This window comes from Chryseobacterium sp. Leaf201 (genome assembly GCF_001421435.1).
Classification (GTDB): domain Bacteria; phylum Bacteroidota; class Bacteroidia; order Flavobacteriales; family Weeksellaceae; genus Chryseobacterium.
Genome location: NZ_LMKA01000083.1, coordinates 13,885 through 32,564, shown reverse-complemented (window position 1 = coordinate 32,564; position 18,680 = coordinate 13,885). Strand labels below are relative to the sequence as shown.

At 38.9% G+C, this 18,680-nt stretch carries 15 protein-coding genes; 4 read left to right on the top strand and 11 right to left on the bottom strand.

All coding sequences use genetic code 11. The features are described 5' to 3' along the window. Window positions 1-186: 186 nt before the first annotated feature. The 3 genes from rpsA to ASE55_RS12625 all read right to left on the bottom strand — a co-directional run bounded on the left by rpsA (window position 187) and on the right by ASE55_RS12625 (window position 6,625). Window positions 187-1,995: a 30S ribosomal protein S1 gene (gene rpsA, locus ASE55_RS12635; RefSeq protein WP_056220154.1), complete on the bottom strand. Its 1,809-nt coding sequence runs from the start codon at window positions 1,993-1,995 to the stop codon at window positions 187-189. Window positions 1,996-2,146: 151 nt separating this feature from the next. After that, window positions 2,147-4,699, bottom strand: coding sequence for a DEAD/DEAH box helicase family protein (locus tag ASE55_RS12630; RefSeq protein WP_056220151.1), 2,553 nt, complete (start codon window positions 4,697-4,699; stop codon window positions 2,147-2,149). Window positions 4,700-4,702: 3 nt separating this feature from the next. Beyond that, window positions 4,703-6,625 (bottom strand): DNA methyltransferase, encoded by a 1,923-nt coding sequence (locus tag ASE55_RS12625; RefSeq protein ID WP_056220148.1) that lies wholly within the window; start codon window positions 6,623-6,625, stop codon window positions 4,703-4,705. A gap of 131 nt (window positions 6,626-6,756) precedes the next feature. Here ASE55_RS12625 and ASE55_RS12620 point away from each other — a divergent pair, with 131 nt between their 5' ends. Beyond that, complete coding sequence (locus tag ASE55_RS12620; protein WP_056220145.1) at window positions 6,757-8,064, top strand: DEAD/DEAH box helicase; 1,308 nt, start codon at window positions 6,757-6,759, stop codon at window positions 8,062-8,064. A 97-nt stretch (window positions 8,065-8,161) separates the two neighbouring features. Here the strand turns inward: ASE55_RS12620 and ASE55_RS12615 are convergent, their stop codons facing one another. Next, window positions 8,162-9,055 carry an SMP-30/gluconolactonase/LRE family protein gene (locus ASE55_RS12615; RefSeq protein WP_056220143.1) on the bottom strand — a complete coding sequence of 298 codons (894 nt, stop codon included), beginning with the start codon at window positions 9,053-9,055 and terminating at the stop codon, window positions 8,162-8,164. Between the two features lie 218 nt (window positions 9,056-9,273). On the opposite strand from ASE55_RS12615, the gene ASE55_RS12610 reads away from it, so the two are divergent. Both ASE55_RS12610 and ASE55_RS12605 read left to right on the top strand, forming a co-directional pair. Beyond that, window positions 9,274-9,618, top strand: coding sequence for a MerR family transcriptional regulator (locus ASE55_RS12610; RefSeq protein ID WP_056220140.1), 345 nt, complete (start codon window positions 9,274-9,276; stop codon window positions 9,616-9,618). Window positions 9,619-9,746: 128 nt separating this feature from the next. Then, window positions 9,747-11,051 carry a helix-hairpin-helix domain-containing protein gene (locus tag ASE55_RS12605; RefSeq protein WP_056220137.1) on the top strand — a complete coding sequence of 435 codons (1,305 nt, stop codon included), beginning with the start codon at window positions 9,747-9,749 and terminating at the stop codon, window positions 11,049-11,051. A 44-nt stretch (window positions 11,052-11,095) separates the two neighbouring features. Here the strand turns inward: ASE55_RS12605 and rluF are convergent, their stop codons facing one another. From rluF to ASE55_RS12575, 6 genes are all read right to left on the bottom strand, one after another. Continuing rightward, window positions 11,096-11,818, bottom strand: coding sequence for a 23S rRNA pseudouridine(2604) synthase RluF (rluF, locus tag ASE55_RS12600; RefSeq protein WP_056220133.1), 723 nt, complete (start codon window positions 11,816-11,818; stop codon window positions 11,096-11,098). After that, window positions 11,818-12,387 (bottom strand): hypothetical protein, encoded by a 570-nt coding sequence (locus ASE55_RS12595; RefSeq protein ID WP_056220130.1) that lies wholly within the window; start codon window positions 12,385-12,387, stop codon window positions 11,818-11,820. The genes rluF and ASE55_RS12595 overlap by 1 nt, the downstream gene beginning before the upstream one ends. Before the next feature lie 3 nt (window positions 12,388-12,390). After that, window positions 12,391-13,095, bottom strand: a complete 705-nt coding sequence (truB, locus tag ASE55_RS12590) for a tRNA pseudouridine(55) synthase TruB (RefSeq protein ID WP_056220127.1) — start codon at window positions 13,093-13,095, stop codon at window positions 12,391-12,393. Between the two features lie 59 nt (window positions 13,096-13,154). Continuing rightward, window positions 13,155-13,973: an undecaprenyl-diphosphate phosphatase gene (locus tag ASE55_RS12585; RefSeq protein WP_056220124.1), complete on the bottom strand. Its 819-nt coding sequence runs from the start codon at window positions 13,971-13,973 to the stop codon at window positions 13,155-13,157. A gap of 96 nt (window positions 13,974-14,069) precedes the next feature. Next, window positions 14,070-14,369 carry a DUF3098 domain-containing protein gene (locus ASE55_RS12580; RefSeq protein ID WP_056220119.1) on the bottom strand — a complete coding sequence of 100 codons (300 nt, stop codon included), beginning with the start codon at window positions 14,367-14,369 and terminating at the stop codon, window positions 14,070-14,072. A gap of 2 nt (window positions 14,370-14,371) precedes the next feature. Beyond that, window positions 14,372-15,271, bottom strand: coding sequence for a cell division protein FtsX (locus tag ASE55_RS12575; protein WP_056220116.1), 900 nt, complete (start codon window positions 15,269-15,271; stop codon window positions 14,372-14,374). Between the two features lie 91 nt (window positions 15,272-15,362). On the opposite strand from ASE55_RS12575, the gene rsmA reads away from it, so the two are divergent. After that, window positions 15,363-16,133, top strand: coding sequence for a 16S rRNA (adenine(1518)-N(6)/adenine(1519)-N(6))-dimethyltransferase RsmA (gene rsmA, locus ASE55_RS12570; RefSeq protein ID WP_056220113.1), 771 nt, complete (start codon window positions 15,363-15,365; stop codon window positions 16,131-16,133). Between the two features lie 171 nt (window positions 16,134-16,304). On the opposite strand, the gene ASE55_RS12565 is transcribed toward rsmA, so the two are convergent. Continuing rightward, window positions 16,305-18,677, bottom strand: a complete 2,373-nt coding sequence (locus ASE55_RS12565; protein WP_056220111.1) for a choice-of-anchor L domain-containing protein — start codon at window positions 18,675-18,677, stop codon at window positions 16,305-16,307. Between the last annotated feature and the right edge of the window lie 3 nt (window positions 18,678-18,680).

Below are 18,680 nucleotides of genomic sequence, written 5' to 3'. Positions count from 1 at the left end.
TAATAAAATAACAAATTATTTATGTCTATTTAAAAATAACTCTACTTTATCACACATCAGGATAATCATATCATTTTAAGGATTAAATCTTATCGTATTGTAAACCCTAAAACATTGAAGAATATAATGTTAAAACAAAAAAAGCCACTCGTTTGAGTGGCTTAATATTATCAAATGATTAAAGGATTATTTACCTTCTTCCATTTTTCTTTTCAATTCTGCTAATGCATCGATATCTCCAAGAGTTGATCTTTCTTCATTGTTTGAAGAAGACGACATGTTATTGTTGTTAGATCTGTTGTTGTGAGAAGATTCTCTGGAATTTTTCTTTTCTTCGTCTCTGAAGATTCCTGTGTGAGAAACTACTACTCTCTTGAATTCTTTGTTGAATTCGATTACTTTGAAATCAGCCTCTTCACCTTTTTTGATTTTGGATCCGTCTTCTTTCTCTAATAATCTTGATGGGCAGAAAGCTTCAACCTCAACATCCTCAAACTGTACAGAAGCACCTTTATCGTGTACTTCTACCGCTTTACCGGCGTGGATTGTTCCTTCAGCATATTTAGTTTCAAATGCATCCCAAGGGTTATCCGTCAATTGCTTGTGACCTAAAGATAATCTTCTTGCCTGAATATCCAGTTCAAGAACGATAACATCTAATTTATCACCAACTGCACAGAACTCAGAAGGGTGCTTGATTTTCTTAGTCCAGGAAAGATCAGAGATGTAGATTAAACCGTCAATACCTTCTTCCAATTCTACGAATACACCGAAGTTTGTGAAGTTTCTTACCGTTCCTACATGCTTGGATCCTACCGGATATTTAGCTTCGATATTTTCCCATGGATCTTTGTTCAACTGCTTGATACCAAGAGAAATTTTTCTGTCTTCTCTGTCTAAAGTCAATACTTCAGCTTCTACTTCATCACCTACTTTTACAAAGTCACCTGCAGATCTTAAGTGCGTAGACCAAGACATTTCAGAAACGTGGATCAATCCTTCTACACCCGGAGCAATTTCTACAAATGCACCATAGTCAGCAAGAACCACTACTTTTCCTTTTACTTTATCTCCAACTTTCATATCAGCAGAAAGAGCATCCCAAGGATGAGCCTCTAATTGCTTCATACCCAACTGGATTCTTGTTTTCTCATCATCAAAATCAAGGATAACCACTTTCACAGTCTGTCCGTCCTCAAGGATTTCAGATGGATGGTTCACTCTAGACCAAGAAAGGTCTGTAATGTGGATCAATCCGTCTACACCACCAAGATCTACGAATACACCGTAAGAAGTAATATTCTTAACAGTACCTTCAAGAACCTGACCTTTTTCAAGCTGAGCGATGATTTCTTTTTTCTGACCTTCGATATCTGCTTCGATCAATGCTTTGTGAGATACTACTACGTTTTTGAACTCAGGGTTGATTTTCACAACTTTGAACTCCATCGTTTTACCTACAAACTGATCGTAATCTTTAATTGGCTTAACATCAATCTGAGAACCAGGTAAGAATGCTTCGATTCCGTGTACGTCAACGATCATACCTCCTTTAGTTCTTGATTTTACAAAACCGTTAACGATTTCTCCAGTTTCGTGAAGTTCGTTTACTCTATCCCAAGCTTTAAGCGTTCTAGCTTTTCTGTGAGATAACTGTAATTGTCCGGTTTTGTCTTCTCTTCTGTCAACCATTACTTCTACCTCGTCACCTACGCTAAGGCCCTGGTTGTAACGGAATTCGTTAAGAGAGATAACACCTTCAGATTTGAAGTTGATGTCTACGATTGCTTCTTTGTCCGTTAATCTAACTACTCTTCCAACCAAAACGTCATTGTCGCTAAGGTTGTTAAGAGATCCGTTGTAGATTTCTTCTAAATCGCTTTTTTCTTTTCTCGCATCTGCATCAAGACCGGATTCGAAAGAATCCCAATCAAATTGTTCCGGTGCTACGTTTTGGTTTAATAAAACCTCTGCTGAATTTGTCTCTTTTGACATTTTCTAATAAAATTTGTATTCCTTCTTTTTTAACGGTCTGAATCAATGCGGATTTAAAAAATACGGAAGTAATTAATTTATAATAATTTACCTTTTCAAACCTTACCCGCAAAAAGTGGTGCAAAGATATGAAAAATTACAACAAATCGTTTTATTTTTCAAACGTACTTTCTAAAATATTTTTAAACTCATTTTCATTTCCATAATTATAAAATGGTACTGCTGTAATCTTATACGTATCGGTAATTATTTTAATTGATTTTTTCTCGTTTCCTATTTCTTTCAGAAAATCTTCTTTCCATTTGTCGTGCCCTATCAGATGTGTCCCCTTAGGCTCTATAAAAACCTGAAATGTTAACTTTTCATCATCTTTCCTATTACAGAATAGTAAAAAATCCGGTTCAAAAGCACGTCCAAGCTTATCAAAAATTTTAATTTCTCTTTCATTACGAATCACATGGATATTTTCAAACTTTTGACTGAAGCCTTCAAAACGCCTGGAAAATAATTCCACAAACTTCTTTTCTTCATTGGTTCCATAGTTTGCATTATAGACGTACCAAGATTCATTGGAAATCAGGTCTTCCTGCCCTTTCGCCCGCTCATTATCTTTGGCAACCCGGATTTCCTTGTCTTTGAACACCTGCCGGATAGGCTGCGGATAAAATGCGGAGCCTTCATATTCAGTAGAATTGTTTTTAATGTCCGCTTCTATATTTTGCAGTAAGCCGGTTAATGCCTGAAGGTAATCAAAATGCGAAATTTCCTGTAAACGGTTTTGACTTCCGACAAATGTTATTTCCAGACTGCCGAGATAGTCCGGATGTTCAATAAAATCTGAAATCGAATGTATATTAGGAAAATAATGAGACAGATGATTAAAATAATAAAACGGGTTCCGGCTCAGGGCACATAATACAACATGCTTCTGAATATCTGTGATTTTAATATCTTTGGTTTTCATTATTTCATCAGAGGAAACCGGACTTTCCCATTCAAAAAAGACATTGGAAATCCTTCCTCCACCCGATGAAAGCTGATGTCGGTAGTTGGTTTTTTTAACACCCAAATCCTTAACAGAAGTTATCTTTCCAAAATTTTTCGGCAATTTTCTATTGGAAAAGACATGTCCTTTTTTATAAAGCTCAGAATCCTTAAATGCAGGTTTTAATTTTAGCTGTTTAGTTTCAAGATTAGCCTCGTCTTCGTAAATCCCGGAATCTACCAAAGCCCTTTTCAGCTCGGAAATATAGCGGCTGTCTTCTTTGGTATGGTAATACAATTCTTCCAGGATTTTTAAATCATTGGAAATATCATCATCAAATTTCCGGACAAACTTATCTTCACCTGCTTCCAGGGCAAACGGAAAATACCGTGCTCCGCGACCAATCAGCTGCGCTTCCGAAAGTGTGGTTTTACCGGGTTTCCCGTCTTTGCCGTCACGGTCTTCATACAACCTTACAATATCAAATAAATTGAGAACATCCCAGCCTTCATTCAGTTTCTGAACCGCAAAAACCGCCCGCACGGGGTTATTCTCTTCTTCCAGGGTATTAAGCAGAATCTGATTTTTCTCCGCTTCAGAATCATTGTTGGCACTCAGACAGTTTTCTTCCCGGAAATTAATGCGGATCCGTTTGGCTATTTCACTCATCGGGATATTTTTAGCCTCAAAGAACCGGAAGGCCTTCTGAACAACCGGAACTGAAGAAGTGTTTTTGATCTTCTGTATCATCGTTTCAGACAAATCATCAATCAGCTGATGGAAATTCTCTTTGTTCTGTTCAGATTCTTTAATCGTTTTCTTTGCCTTGAAGAGAATGACAGGTTTCAGATTAATATTGTTGAAGGAAGCCAGCTCCTGACGGTATAAATTTAAAATCAATGCCTGAATAATGCGTTCCTGCTCATCATACAATGAGCGTACAAGATTGATTTCCTTGGAAAATTTATCTTTCCTGAACTGTGACAGGTCATATTTATAAATGACTTTATCTTTGTATTTAGCAACAATTTCCTGACTTTCATAATCCAGGGTGGCCGTAAATTCCAACAGGATGTTTTTAAAATTCTGCCGGAGAACCTGCAAGACCGTATCTTCCCAGCTTCCGAAAAGGTTTCCGGATTTTGTCCCGCTGCTTAGATGATGGGCCTCGTCAGCAATCAAAACGATTTCCCTGTTTTGAAAATCTTCATAGGTGATGCCGTTTTCTCTGGTATTATTAAGATCGGTATGCAGCTGTTGGATCGTCGTAAATTTGATGTTGATATTCTCGTGATCTGCTTCGTCAAAATTATCAACCTGCTTTATCATAACTTCTTTTCCGCTGACTATAATTTTATTATTGAAAAGATATTTAGACGTTTGCGGATTGAGAAAATTGTCTTTGGTTTTCTGTATGATGTTATTGCTGTTCACAAAAAACAGAAAATTTCGGTATCCTTTTTCATATAAATGAAGCATCAGGCCTGCCATAACCAGTGTTTTCCCGCTTCCGGTCGCCATATTGTACAATAAATGGAGCGGTAAAGAAGGCTTCCCGGTAAAATTTTCTGAATGGCAAAGAATGAAACGCTGAAACGCTTCCTGCTGATAAGGCCGCTGGCTGAATTTTAAATTATCGGAAATGTGCGCCGGAATCGGAATCTGAGAAATGGCTCTTTTCCCGAACTCGTGTATAAGTTGATCGTATAAAAATGTCATCTGCTACGCTTTTATCCGGTAAAAATCCTTTGTTACTTTCTTTTCTTCCGCAGTACACTCAAAATTTTCATCATTGAGGGACGACAAATTAACATACAGCTGGTTTTTATCGAGCAGTTCGCAAAGATGCTGTTTTTGGTTTTCCAGGCTTAATGTTTTAAACTCTTCCAAATGCTGCTCCTGTCTTTTGATATCAACATTATAATTCAGAAATGATTTTTCTTTCATCTCTTCCCAGATTTTCAGAAGGCTTTCAGAATCCCGGGCTTCTTCGATTTTTTCAATAAAGGTTTGATTGTATTTTTTGAGTTCGAGGTAAACAAATGAACCGCCGCCCTGCCAGTTTACGGATTTTGAAATGCCGCCTTGTTCTCCTTCAACAACTTTTTTCAAACGCTCAACAGCAATATCTTCAATATAATCCATCTGTTCTATTCCAATATACTGACGATTCATTTTATGGGCTGTTGTAGCTGTTGTTCCACTTCCAAGATGGTAATCTAAAACTATGTCATTTTCTTGTGTTACAGCTTTAATTAAAAAACTAATTAAAGATTCAGGTTTTGGATAGGAATTAAAATTTAAGCCTAGAGAATTAATATGTTTCTTTGAATCTTCATTTGTTTCAATCCCAAGTGCTTTAGATAAATATATATTATCTATAAATTTATCCGGAGCGAGATTGGAAGAATATTTCCTTTGATATCTAATGGAAAATCTATCAGACTTAATAATGAAATAAGTTCCATTTTCTATCTCAACATCTAAAAATGACTGTTGCCATTTAAAACGTCCCTTAAGCTGAATTGCATTTTCATTTTTACCATTTTTTATGATTAGATCATTAACTAATTCAATCTTATCATAATTCCCTTTTATATATATATTATCTGGTATTTTAAATTCAATCATATTAGGTTTGAATTCCAAAATAGTAACTGGATTGCTACTATTTAATAACGGTGCATCATCATTATCACTTTTTCGCCCAACATAACTTTTAGTATCTAAAAATTTTTCATAGCAATGAATAAACTCTATATTCTTTCTCGATTTTTTTGACAGAGCTGGTGCGTTATCTGTATTTTTCCAAATAAATGTTTCTACAAAATTTTGTTTTTTAAAAACTTCGTCTAAAAGCATCTTTAAAGTAGCTTGTTCATTATCATCACATTGAACAAATATTTTTCCATCTTTAGAAAGTAAATCTTTAGCAATTTCTAAACGATTCTTCATAAACGTAAGCCACGAACTTTCATTGAAATTATCATTATATTGAAACCCATCATTTCCCGTATTATACGGCGGATCAATATAAATCAGCTTTACTTTTCCGGCAAATTCTTTCTTTAGGGAATGCAGTGCCAAAAGATTGTTTCCTTTAATAATCAGATTATCCGTGATGGTTCCGTTTTCATTTCTGTTCAATTGATCAAAACTCTTTTCACCGTCTTTATCAAATTTCCTGGCATTGGTAAAAACTTTTGGGTCCAGCAATTCAGTGATTTCATCCTGTGCCAGGGTTTCGTTAAAGAAGATTTCTTCTCTTTTATCCTCTTCCCGGCTTTGTCCGCCTTCCAAAACACAGTCTTTAAACGGCCAGACCAATGCAACTTCATTTCGCTGCTTCAGATATTTGCCGTCAATGGCGAATCCTACCTTATTTTTAAATTGCGTATAACTGTCATTGAGATAATTTTTCTGCTCAAGAAACTGGATGAAAAGGTTCTGTTTGAAAACGAGAGTATCTTTCAGCCTGATGAAAAACTTTTCGTTCAGATCAGGATCATCCAATAATAAGCTGATCAGTTCTTCGTCAAAATTCTGCGCTTTGTTAAGCACCACCCATTTTTTGATTTCGCTGTTGTCTGTAACATAGTTGGGTTCTTTTTTGAGCTGGGATTCCAGGGTTTGGTAGAGTTTCATTTTTTACGGTTATTAGAAATTAATAATACCAAATGTACCATTAGTAGACGGCCGGTTATTACGGGTTACCGTAAATCAAATAAATAGTGAATGTAATTTTCACAAAAAACAAAATCAAGTATCTTTGCACCATGGAACTACAATCAATTTATCAGAAACTGCAGATTCAGGATATGAACCAGATGCAGAAATCTACCTATAAAACCACTGAGAATAATCAGGATGTTGTTTTGCTTTCGCCTACGGGTTCGGGGAAAACACTTGCCTTTTTGTTTCCTGTTCTCCGAAACCTTAAAAAAGAGGCTTCCGGAATTCAGACTCTGATTCTGGTTCCGGCAAGAGAGCTGGCTTTGCAGATTGAGCAGGTTTTTAAATCGATGGGGACAGATTTTAAAGTTTCTGTAGCTTATGGAGGCCATGATAAAAAGATTGAAGTCAATAATTTAATTGAAGCTCCGGCGGTTTTGATCGGAACGCCGGGAAGAGTGGTTTATCATCTAAGAAATAATAATTTTGACCCGACAACCATTCAGACCCTGGTACTGGATGAGTTTGATAAGGCACTGGAACTGGGTTTCCATGAAGATATGGAATTTATTTCCAACTCTATGAAAGGTCTTTCACGAAGAATTTTAACGTCGGCAACGGCAATGGATGAAATTCCAAAGTTTACAGGCTTAAAAAATGAAAAAATTATTGATTTTTTAAAATTAAGTGAGGTAAAACCGGATATTCAGTTAAGAAAAGTGATGACAATCTCTGAGGAGAAATTGGATACTTTATTTAATCTGATCTGCAAAATCGGGAATAAAAGAACACTGATTTTCTGTAACCACCGTGAAGCTGTTGACCGTATTTCTGAGCTGTTACGTGAAAAAGGAATCGACAGGGAAACCTTCCACGGCGGGATGGAACAGGATGAAAGAGAGCGGGCTTTACTGAAATTCAGAAATGATTCTGCCAGGATTTTAATTACCACTGATCTGGCTTCAAGAGGCCTGGATGTTCCCGAAGTTGAATCGATTGTCCATTACCAGCTGCCTCCGAAAGAAGATGCTTTTATCCACAGGAACGGGCGTACGGCGAGAATGAACGCGAAAGGTTTTGCCTATTTAATCATGACGGCAGAAGAGAATTTCCCGTTTATCAAAAGCAATACGCCGGAGGAAAGTGTTGAAGGATTTACCAAAGTTCCGGAGAAAACGCCGTTTCAGACGGTTTACATCAGTGCCGGAAAGAAAGATAAAGTGAATAAGGTGGATATTGTAGGCTATCTGATTAAAAAAGGCGAACTCCAGAAAGAAGATATAGGCCTGATTGAAGTGAAAGATACAACGTCCTATGTTGCGGTTTCCAGAAGCAAGGTTAATGCTCTTTTGAGAAAGCTGAGCAGTGAAAAACTGAAAGGTAAAAAAATAAAAATGGAAGTTGCGTATTAATTGCAATCTTTAAATTTTGTCTGATGATTAATTGGACTTAACGATAAAAGCGGGCATCAGCCCGCTTATTTTGTAGTATCTCTTTAATATTGAACCTTTATTTTACGCCTTTTACTTTTGTAGGCAAGGTATATACTGATTTTGATGCCGTAATAAAGAGTATATCATGGTTCTCCCCGCCGAACGTTACATTGGAAGTCCAGTCTTCATTGATTGGAATATGGTGGATCTTCTGCCCTTCACGGTTAAAAACATGCACACCGTCGCCTGTCAGGTAAAGGTTTCCGTGCTTGTCCAGTGTCATCCCGTCTGAACCCATTTCACAGAACAGCTTCTTTTCGGATAATTTTCCTTCTTCCAAAATATCATATTCGTAGGTTTTGCCGGCATCAATATCGGAAACATAGAGCTTTTTAAACTTTTCGCTTCCTATAATCCCGTTAGGCTGTGTAAACGTTTCTATTTTTTTTACTTCACCTTCTTTACTTCTGTAATAAAGGCTTTTATGCGGCGTTTCCTGCTTGAAATCTACCCAGTAGTCTCTTTCATACAAGGGATCCGTAAAATACATGCCGCCGTGGGCATCATTCCAGATATCATTGGGGCCGTTCAGTCTTTTGCCCTCAAAATGATTCAGCAGGACCTCGGTTTTTTTATCTTTTGAAATTTTCCAGATTTCCCCTTTATGGTCGGAACAGGTAATAAGATAACCGTCTTTATCAAAATGCATCCCGTTGGCCCGGCCTGTCTGGCTCATAAACTCATTCACGGTATTGGTTTTCCAGTCCCAATAGTAAATCTTGTCGTTGGGCTGGTCTGTAAAGTATACATTTCCTTCTTTATCCGAAGACGGACCTTCTACAAAACTGAACTTATCCGAAACTCTTTCCGGTTTACGATCTTCATAAAACATATTTCTGGTATTTAATGATTGGCAGTTAACCAATACGAAAACCAAACCAATATAGCCCGTACGCAGGATATTTTTCATACTTCATTCTATTTTAAAGCATACAATTTACGACTATTTCCCGTTTTGGAACCGCAATCCAATTAAAAAATCCTGAGCTGTTGATTCTTTAATAATGCTGAATATTGCTCTTGGTCTGTCTGTAAGTTAACCTAATGATCAGCTAAAACTCACTTTTTCTATATTGTATTGATCCTGAAATTTAAAAAATATTTATCTTTGAAGATTAGATTCTGACAATGAAGATCAATTTACCCGATAAACTGTATTATTCCATAGGAGAAGTGGCCAAGGCATTTGATGTCAACGCTTCGCTGATACGGTATTGGGAGCAGGAATTTCCGATCATAAAGCCTAAGAAAAATAAGAAAGGCAACCGGTATTTTACTCCGGAAGATATTAAAAACCTCCAGATGATCTACCATCTGGTTAAAGAAAAAGGCTACACGCTGGATGGCGCTAAAGTTGCCCTTACCACCAACAGCAGGATCTCTGAAACCATTACGCTTATCGACAGGCTTGAATTTGTAAAGGCCGAGCTTCTGAAACTGAAAGATTCCCTGGTAGAGAAAGACAGCGAATAGTTAAAAATTTTAATCCGTTTTATTTCAGCAGTTTATATTTTAAATCATTTAAACTGAATATATAGACTGAAATAATTCAATTGCTATGGACTTATTGTTAATGCCTGCTATAATGGTTAAGTTTAGGCATGAAAAAAACATATTACCAAAAGCTGGCCTTCATGGGAATGATCCTGATTATTCTCTTTGCCTTTCAGAATTATACCGGTACGGAAAAAGAAGATTTCCCCGAAGTAAAATTTATAACATCCGATCCTGCTTCGACGCTGCTGCATCTTACGGAATTTGATCCCAATGAACTGGATGAAAAACAATGGCAGAACCTGGGATTTACCGAAAAGCAAACGGCAACCATCCTCAATTATAAAAAAATAGTGGGCGGAAAGTTCCTTTCCAAAGAACAGTTTAAAAAATGTTTTGCAGTTTCAGAAGAAAAATTCGGTGAACTGAATGATTATATTCTTCTTCCGGAAAGCAATAAGGACGCTAAATCAAAGAACTTTACCGCCTTCGGAAAAACATCGATCAGCATTTCCGGAAAATTCAATCCTGATCATTATACAGCAAATGACTGGGTGAAAATGGGCTTCAGTGAAAGGCAGGCCGCCGCGATCCTGAAATATAAAAGTTTCCTGGGCGGAAGTTTTGTAAGCAAAGAAAAGTTTAAGGAATGTTTTATCATCAATGAAGAAAATTATAACATGCTTTCGCCTTACCTGATGCTCCCGGAAAAAACACCTGACAGCTTCAGCCGCTATCCGAAAACGTTCGGTTCCCATAAGACAAAAGCTCAGTATCATCCCTTTGACCCCAACACCACAGATCTTGAAGGATGGAAATCTTTCGGTTTCTCTGATAAGCAGGCCCAGACGATCATCAATTACAGGGACCGGAACCTGAGAGGCAGCTTTAAAAGCCTGGAAGATATCGAAAGATGTTTTGTGATTTCTGCTGAAAAGTTTGTGGAGCTTAAACCGTTTATACAGCTGAATCCGTCAACAATTACTAATAGTCCTGTTCAGAAAACTCCAGTACAGCAGGAAAAGACAGATTTCTCAAAAACAGATCTTAATACCATTACGTTTAAGCAGCTTCTGGAATTCGGGCTGGATGAAAGAAGTGCCGGGTCCATTATCGGGTTCAGGAGAAAGCTGGGCGGATTTATAAACAAAGAGCAAATCCTGACGACTTACAATATTGATACGGAACTGGTAAAAAAACTTCTTTCCACAGCACCGCTGAATACCGCCGATGTCCCAAGATACACTTTAACAGAAGCTCCGGAAGATTGGCTGAAAAACCATCCGTATTTTAAATATTCTGCCGATAAGATTATTTTTTACCGCATCAGCGAAAAGGATGAAAGAAAAATCTGGAAGCTTCTAAAAGTGAAGCCGGAATATGAAATGAGAATGAAACTGTATTTAAAATGAAAATAACCTTGTCAGGGTTCCAAATCCTGACAAGGTTATTCCTGTCAGTCAAAGGTCTTACTGGACCCTTCCAGCATTTTATTTAACGTGGCGAGCTCTTCTTCGGTAAGGTCTCTCCACTTCCCTACAGGAAGATCAAGTTTAATGTTCAGAACACGGATGCGTTTCAGTTTTTTTACTTCGTAGCCGAGATATTCGCACATCCTTCGGATCTGGCGGTTCAGCCCCTGGGTCAGTACAATCCGGAAATTCATCTCATCGATTTTTTCCACTTCACATTTTTTGGTCACTGTATCCAGGATCGGAACGCCGTTGCGCATCTTATCCAGAAACTTCGGCGTAAGCGGTCTATCTACTCTCACGATGTATTCTTTTCCGTGGTTATTCCTTGAACGCAGAATCTTATTGACGATATCACCGTCGCTGGTCAGAAGAATCAAACCTTCACTCGGCTTATCCAGTCTTCCGATCGGAAAGATCCTTTTGGGATGGTTAATATATTCGATGATATTGTTCTGTTCACGCTTGGTATCGGTAGTACACACAATGCCTACAGGTTTATTGAAAGCAATGTACACATGTTTTTCTTCCGGGTCGCGGATGGGTTTTCCGTCCACCTCTATCACATCTTCGTCAGAAACTTTCGTCCCCATTTCAGGAACTGTTCCGTTCACTGTAATTCTTCCTTCTTCCAGCAGTTTATCAGCTGCTCTTCTTGAGCAGTATCCTGCTTCCGACAAATATTTATTAATCCGTGTTTTTTCCATTAATCTTCTCCGTAACCGGTATAATTTTTATTGCTGAAAATAGTAATTCCGTAGCTCAACCCGATAAAAAAAGGATTGACACCCCCTAATTTATGACCTTCCAAAACCACACCGCCTTCCTGGCTCAGCCTTTTAGAATAAGAAACCTGGATCCCCAGTCTGGCTCCCCAGAATTCAGAATCGGAAACAACCGCATTATTAAGCTGTTTACCGTAATTCAGCTCAATGAAAAACGGACGGTCTCCCGGGCTAAAAATAATTTTAGGCTGAATAACAAAATAAACCAAATGGTAATTATCTTCTATAAAACTGTATCTGAGGCCGGTTCCCAAAGCAAAATTCGGAAAAAAATGATATCCGCCGATGGCAGTGACTCCATAGGTGAGCTTTCTCGGGGGTTGGGACTCGATATATTGGGTTGTGTTGGGAACTTCTTTTTCTCTTGCCAAGTTGAATCCTACATGCGCTGAAGGATTGAAGTAAAATCCCATTACCGGCTTCGATGCTGTTTCCTGAGAGAAAAACAGCAGGGAACTGCAGAAAGAAATCAGTAGAAATATATTTTTCATATATTAATTTTTATCATTTTCAAACCTGAAATCATTGTCCAGGAAATCAGCTGTTGCATTTTCAATGGCATAATCCCCTATTTTTGTCCTTCTTAACTGGGTAAGGTAAGCGCCTACGCCCAGTTCCTGTCCGATATCATGCGCCAGGCTTCGGATATAGGTTCCTTTTGAGCAGCCTACCGTAAAACTTATCAACGGCAGGTGTATGTTTATATCCTGAATATATAAAATCGTTGTTTTACGGGATTTCATTTCCACTTCAGTTCCGGCTCTTGCTAAATCATAGGCTCTTTTACCGTCAATTTTAATCGCAGAAAAAACAGGCGGCGTCTGATCAATTTCTCCGATAAACTTTTCAAGAGCTGCTTTAATCTGGTCTTCTGTGATATGCGAGATGTCCTGATGGAGGATTTCCGGTTTTTCAGTATCGTAAGATTCAGTCTGTACCCCTATCTTAATTTCTGTCCAGTATTCTTTGGGAGCATCCTGGATTTCAGGGATCTTTTTGGTGAATTTCCCGCAGCAGACAATTAAAAGTCCGGTTGCCCTGGGATCAAGGGTTCCGGCATGCCCGATTTTGAATTTCTTAGGAAGGTTAAATTCCCGCCTGAGCTTGTATTTCATTTTATTGACCGCCTGAAAAGAGGTCCAATCCAAAGGCTTGTCCAGTAAAAATATATGTCCTGATTGTAGATCTTCAGCTGTCATTAATTTATAAGTAATGGGTAATAGGTAATGGATAAGGGTGATTTTAAACTTCTTGCTTCCTATTTAAAAAATTGAAAATAGATCAGTAAAGCAATCCCTACGAAAATACGGTACCATCCCCATGGTTTGAAACCATATTTATTCAGGACTCCGATAAATGCTTTGATCGCAATTAATGCGACAATAAACGCCACTACATTGCCTACAATAAAAACCGTAATGTGTTCCTGTGATGCCATGATCATTTCATATCCTTTCTGTGGATTTCCGGTCTCTCTGCCCCACGTTTTTACAAAAACTGAATAAACGGTAACCGCCAGCATTGTGGGAACCGCCAGGAAAAATGAGAACTCTGCGGCCGCTTTTCTGGTAAGTCCCTGAGACATTCCGCCGATAATGGATGCGGCACTCCTGCTCGTTCCCGGCATCATGGCAAGGCACTGCCAGAAGCCGATGATCACTGCTTTTTTTATGGTAACGCCTTTTTCATCATCAATCTTAGGATTTTTAAACCATTCGTCTGCAAATAATAACACGACCCCGCCAAGAACCAGAACGGCAGAAATGGCAATCTGGTTTCCCAGAACGGCTTCAATGGTATCATCAAACAAATATCCCAATACCAGTGCAGGAATAACGGCGAAAGCCAACTTCAAATAAAACTGCAGATTTTTCAAATCAAAGAACTTTTTCCAGTATGCCACCACTACGGAAAGTATGGCCCCAAACTGAATGGAAACCTGAAACATCTTCAGAAATTCATCTTCCGGCAACCCTAAAAGACTGGCCGTAAAACCCATGTGTGCAGTGGAAGAAATAGGAAGATATTCTGTAAGACCTTCGATAATGGCAATGAGTATTGCTTTGAATAAATCCATAATGATGTATAAAAATAGAGATTAAGAAATTGAGAAATCCAGACCTTACGTTCTAAATTCCCGAATTTTTTAATCTCTAAAAAATTGTATTAATTATTATTTTCTTTTTAAAATCGCATATACTTCAATCGCAAAACCTACCACCACGAACATCGGTGCAATTCTGATTCTGCGGATGGAAAAAATACCGTCATTCCAGGAATTCGGGTCGTATTTCCCGTCTACGGTATTGGCATCGGGCCCCATCATAAGAAGGAAACCTACCACAATACATGCAAAACCGATCAGCATCCACTTAAAGTTTTGTTTCCCAAAATAGAAAGTGTTTTCCTTCGGAGCTTCAGCGGTTTGCTTCCCGAAGCTGTCAGCCGAAAATTTATTTGTTTTTTTGCTCATTGTTAAGAATAGTATAAGTCGTCAACATTTGATCTCAGGAACCTCCAGGTAGCCACGATGGTACTCAGGACGGTAATAAGAACACCTACTCCGATGATCAGCAGCACCAGCCAGAAATACTGGTTGGTATCCTGTACGAAGGCAGACCCGATCTGGCTTGTAAAATAATACCATACGCCAAATAAGGCCAGAAGTCCTATCAATGAACCGATAGCTCCCAGAATTACCGCTTCTATGATGAACGGCTTAAGGATAAACCTCCTTTTTGCGCCCACCAGCTGCATGGTTTTAATGATAAATCTTTTGGAGAATATTTTCAGACGGATGGAATTGTTGATCAGTACCACCGCCAAAATTAAAAACAATACGGAAAAACCTAAGATCCACTTCAGGATTCTGCTCAGGTTATTGTAGACATCCACCATTAAGGTACTGTCATTCTTTACATCAATGATTCCCGGAACAGCTTTGATCACCTTTAAGGCAGAATCAATTTTTGCAGGGTCTACATATTCGGGTTTCAGGGCAATTTCTATAGATGAAGGGAAGATATTTTCTTCGAAAAGTGCATCCGTGTCAATCCCCATGCTTTTTTTGGCTTCCTGCGAGGCCATTTCCCTGGTGATATAGGTTGCTTTTTTTACCGGGGCCAAAGTCTGGATTTCCTTGTATACCTCAGCTTCCATCTTCGCAATTTTTACAGAATCCTTTGCATCATAGTTTTCATCAAAATATGCATTTACCACCAGCTGTTCCTTGATATAATCGGAATATTTCTGGGCATTAATCAGGATAAGTCCCATTAATCCTAGCAAAAATAACACTAAGGCAATACTTATCACTACTGTAATATTGCTAGACCTAAGCCTTTTCTTATTGAACTCATCTACAGATTTAGCCATTAATATTAAAATTTTTGGCTAAAATAGAAAAAAACTTCCGAAATTTGGGAACGAAAAAGAGAAAATCACTGTTAATAAAATCATAAAGATATTGAGTGTAAAAGCAAAAAAGCATCTGGGTCAGCACTTTCTGACAGATGAAAACATCGCAAGAAATATTGTAGAAGGCCTGAGTTTCGAAGGCTACCGCAATACCATGGAAGTAGGCCCCGGAATGGGTGTCCTCACCAAATACCTGCTGGAAAAAGACCAGCACATCTACCTCGCAGAAATTGACAACGAGTCTATTGAATACCTGAAAAACAACTATCCTAAAATAACGGCAGAAAGTTTTTCGGGAGATTTCCTTAAACAGGATTTTCAGTTTACCCAGGGAGAACAGATCGCTATTATCGGGAATTTCCCGTATAATATTTCTTCACAGATCCTGTTCAAGATCATAGATTATTATGAGCTTATCCCTGAAATGGTTGGTATGTTTCAGAAGGAAGTTGCCGAAAGGACGGCTGCGGTTCCTAGGACCAAAGATTATGGCATCCTGACGGTTCTGATCCAGGCGTATTACGATACTTCCTATTTATTTACCGTTCATGAAAATGTATTTAACCCTCCTCCGAAAGTAAAGTCCGGGGTGATCAGGCTGACAAGGAATCCGAAAGAAGGACTGGCAGGCAATGAAGTGTTATTCAAACAGATTGTGAAGGCAGGGTTTAATCAGAGGAGAAAGAAACTGTCCAACGCCTTAAAGATTCTGCAGATTCCGGAAGCATTGAAAGATCATGAATTCATGGATAAAAGAGCGGAAGAACTGAGTGTTGCAGACTTTATTTCTTTTACCCGGCTTTGGAAAGAACATCAGTAATTGACTGAAATATTTAGAGAAACATCAGTGTTATTGGGTAAAATTAAAAAGCACTGAGCGTTAAATTCAAAACTGATATTTCCAATAAATTCTACAGTTCTTATTTAAAAATAAAAGCCCTTCAGTTTCCTGAAGGGCTTTTAACTTGCATTATCTATTGTAATTCTTCATTTATTCTCTGTTCTTAAGCATGATCCATCCGGACTGGCTCATATTCGCTTTTGATTTAGGATACTGGAAATTGAATTTATACCAGTACGTAGCTGTTGGCAATCTCTTCCCTACCAAAGTTCCGTCCCAGATAGGCTTGTCCTTTGAGAATCTGAAGATTTCAGAACCATACCGGTCATACACTGATCCTGTAAAATTATTGAATGCTCCTAGAGACGTAAGATCCAAAGTATCATTAATACCATCCTGATTTGGAGTGATGATATTGGCTAAATGTAAAGTAAAGAATTCCAGTGCTCCCACACAACTTGTTCCTACTGTTCTTACCTGAATCTGGTAAGTAGCGTTATTCAGAAGCCCGGGGAATACATTCGACTGCTGCCAGGAGATACCGCCGTCAACAGAATATTCTACAGTCTGCGGAATGTTGTTGATCATAGGCACTTCTGCCGTAATCGTCAATGTGTTATTGCTGTAATCTACATTGGTAACAAAAGGCGATGCAGCAGCCATTACCTGAGCCGTGAACGTCCTTTCACAATATCCGTTGTTTATCGTTACCGTATAAATTCCCCATTGGTCTGCATTGATGGTCTGGGTAATCGCACCGGTACTCCATAAATAGGTATAATTAGGTCCTGCTCCTGCATCAAGGGTTACGCGGTCTCCTGCGCATACTTCAATATCTCTTAAAGGAGAAGTAAGTTCAGGAACAACTTCCACTGTGATTTTAGCAGGCTGTAATGATCTGCATCCTTTAGGTCCCAAAGCATATACAGTGAAAGTAGTGGTATTATAAACAGTGGCAGACTGTGTGCCTCCCGTACCTGAGAAATTAGCCCATTCATACGTTGTACCTCCGGTAGCGGTAAAATTCACCGTTTCTCCCGGACATACTTTTATTTCTGAAGCCACAAGACTTGCTACAGGAGTAGCTTCTTTCAATAAATCAAGTTCGATCATCTTGCTGCAGAAGCCTCCGTTTGAAACAACAACATACAGGGTCTGACCGTCATTTCCGTTATAATGCAGAATATCCTGGATAAAATCATTGTTCTGAGCAACGGCATCTGCCTGATCTTCATAAAAATGGAAAACAGCTCCCGGCGTGGTACTGATTGACGGCATTGCGTCTGTCAGGTCAAACCATGTAACATCCGTCGTGGTACATAACAGCAATGTAGCATCCACAGCCGCAGGCGTTGTTCCTCCGTTGATTTTTATATTTGCTTTTCCCGGACAAGGATTCCCCGGAAACATAACCTGGATTTCATAATTACCGGGTTGTGTAGCTGTAATGGTAGGCGTTGTAGCTCCCGGAACAGCCACTCCGTTGAAGTACCACTGGTAATTCATATTAGGGTCGCTTACGGAAGCGGTAATCACCTGAGGCACATTATCGCAGACATTGATTTCCTCCGGAAGAGTTCCTCCTGCTGGGTCTAATAATTCTACACCGATATTGAAAGATCCGCCTTCAAGGAATACGGCAGAATCAAAACTGCTGTCTAATGCATCTGCAAGAACCATTTTAAAATGATAAGACTGCCCCGGTACAACCGTAGCGGTAGCCTGTAAAGGAATTGTCCGCCCGTTGAAGTTGGTTTCGATAGCTGCTGCATTGTATCCTCCGAAAAAGGCTACGTTAGGCGCCCCGCATCCCATATCAAATCCGGAATCACTGTTCTGAGGGTGGATATTGGTTACACTTACAGGGCCTGTCCCCGGTGCCGGCAAAACAGCCATATTCACATAAGGCCCTCCGGCTGTAGGCTTTAACAACAATGCAAATGCATCGGAAAAGCTGCATGGGAAAGAACCTGTATATTCTTCTGAGGCAAAAAGATAATTAAATTTAACCTGGGATGACGTCGGTATAAAATCAAATTCCAGGATAACGGCATCATTAAGCGTTCCTGCAGGGCTGGTAGCAGCTACCAGGTCAGGATCACTTCCTGTAGGCAAATCATCACCCAGCGTGGTACTGATATAATTGTTTCCTGCTTTATTTACATATCCCGTTGAAAGTACAATCCCATCTGTAAACGGGAAATTGGAAGTTCCTTTATGGAAGTATCCCCATGATCTGTTGGCATTGGTTACCGGAAGATTCGGGCTTACCTGAACGTTTGATACATTGGGTGTAACACATGAATTGGTTCCCGATGAAATCAATACATCCTTTACCAGCTGTAAGGGATCATAGGTAGACGGTGCATACCCTACTGCATTTACATCAATAAAAGCACCCGCTTTCATCGTTAAAGATGAGGGTTTTTCTTTCTGAAGTTTTCGGGGAGTGATTTTCTGTGCGTAAAAGAGACTCGGCGAGGAGGCCATTAATAAGGAAAACAATAGTAGATATCTCTTCATAAT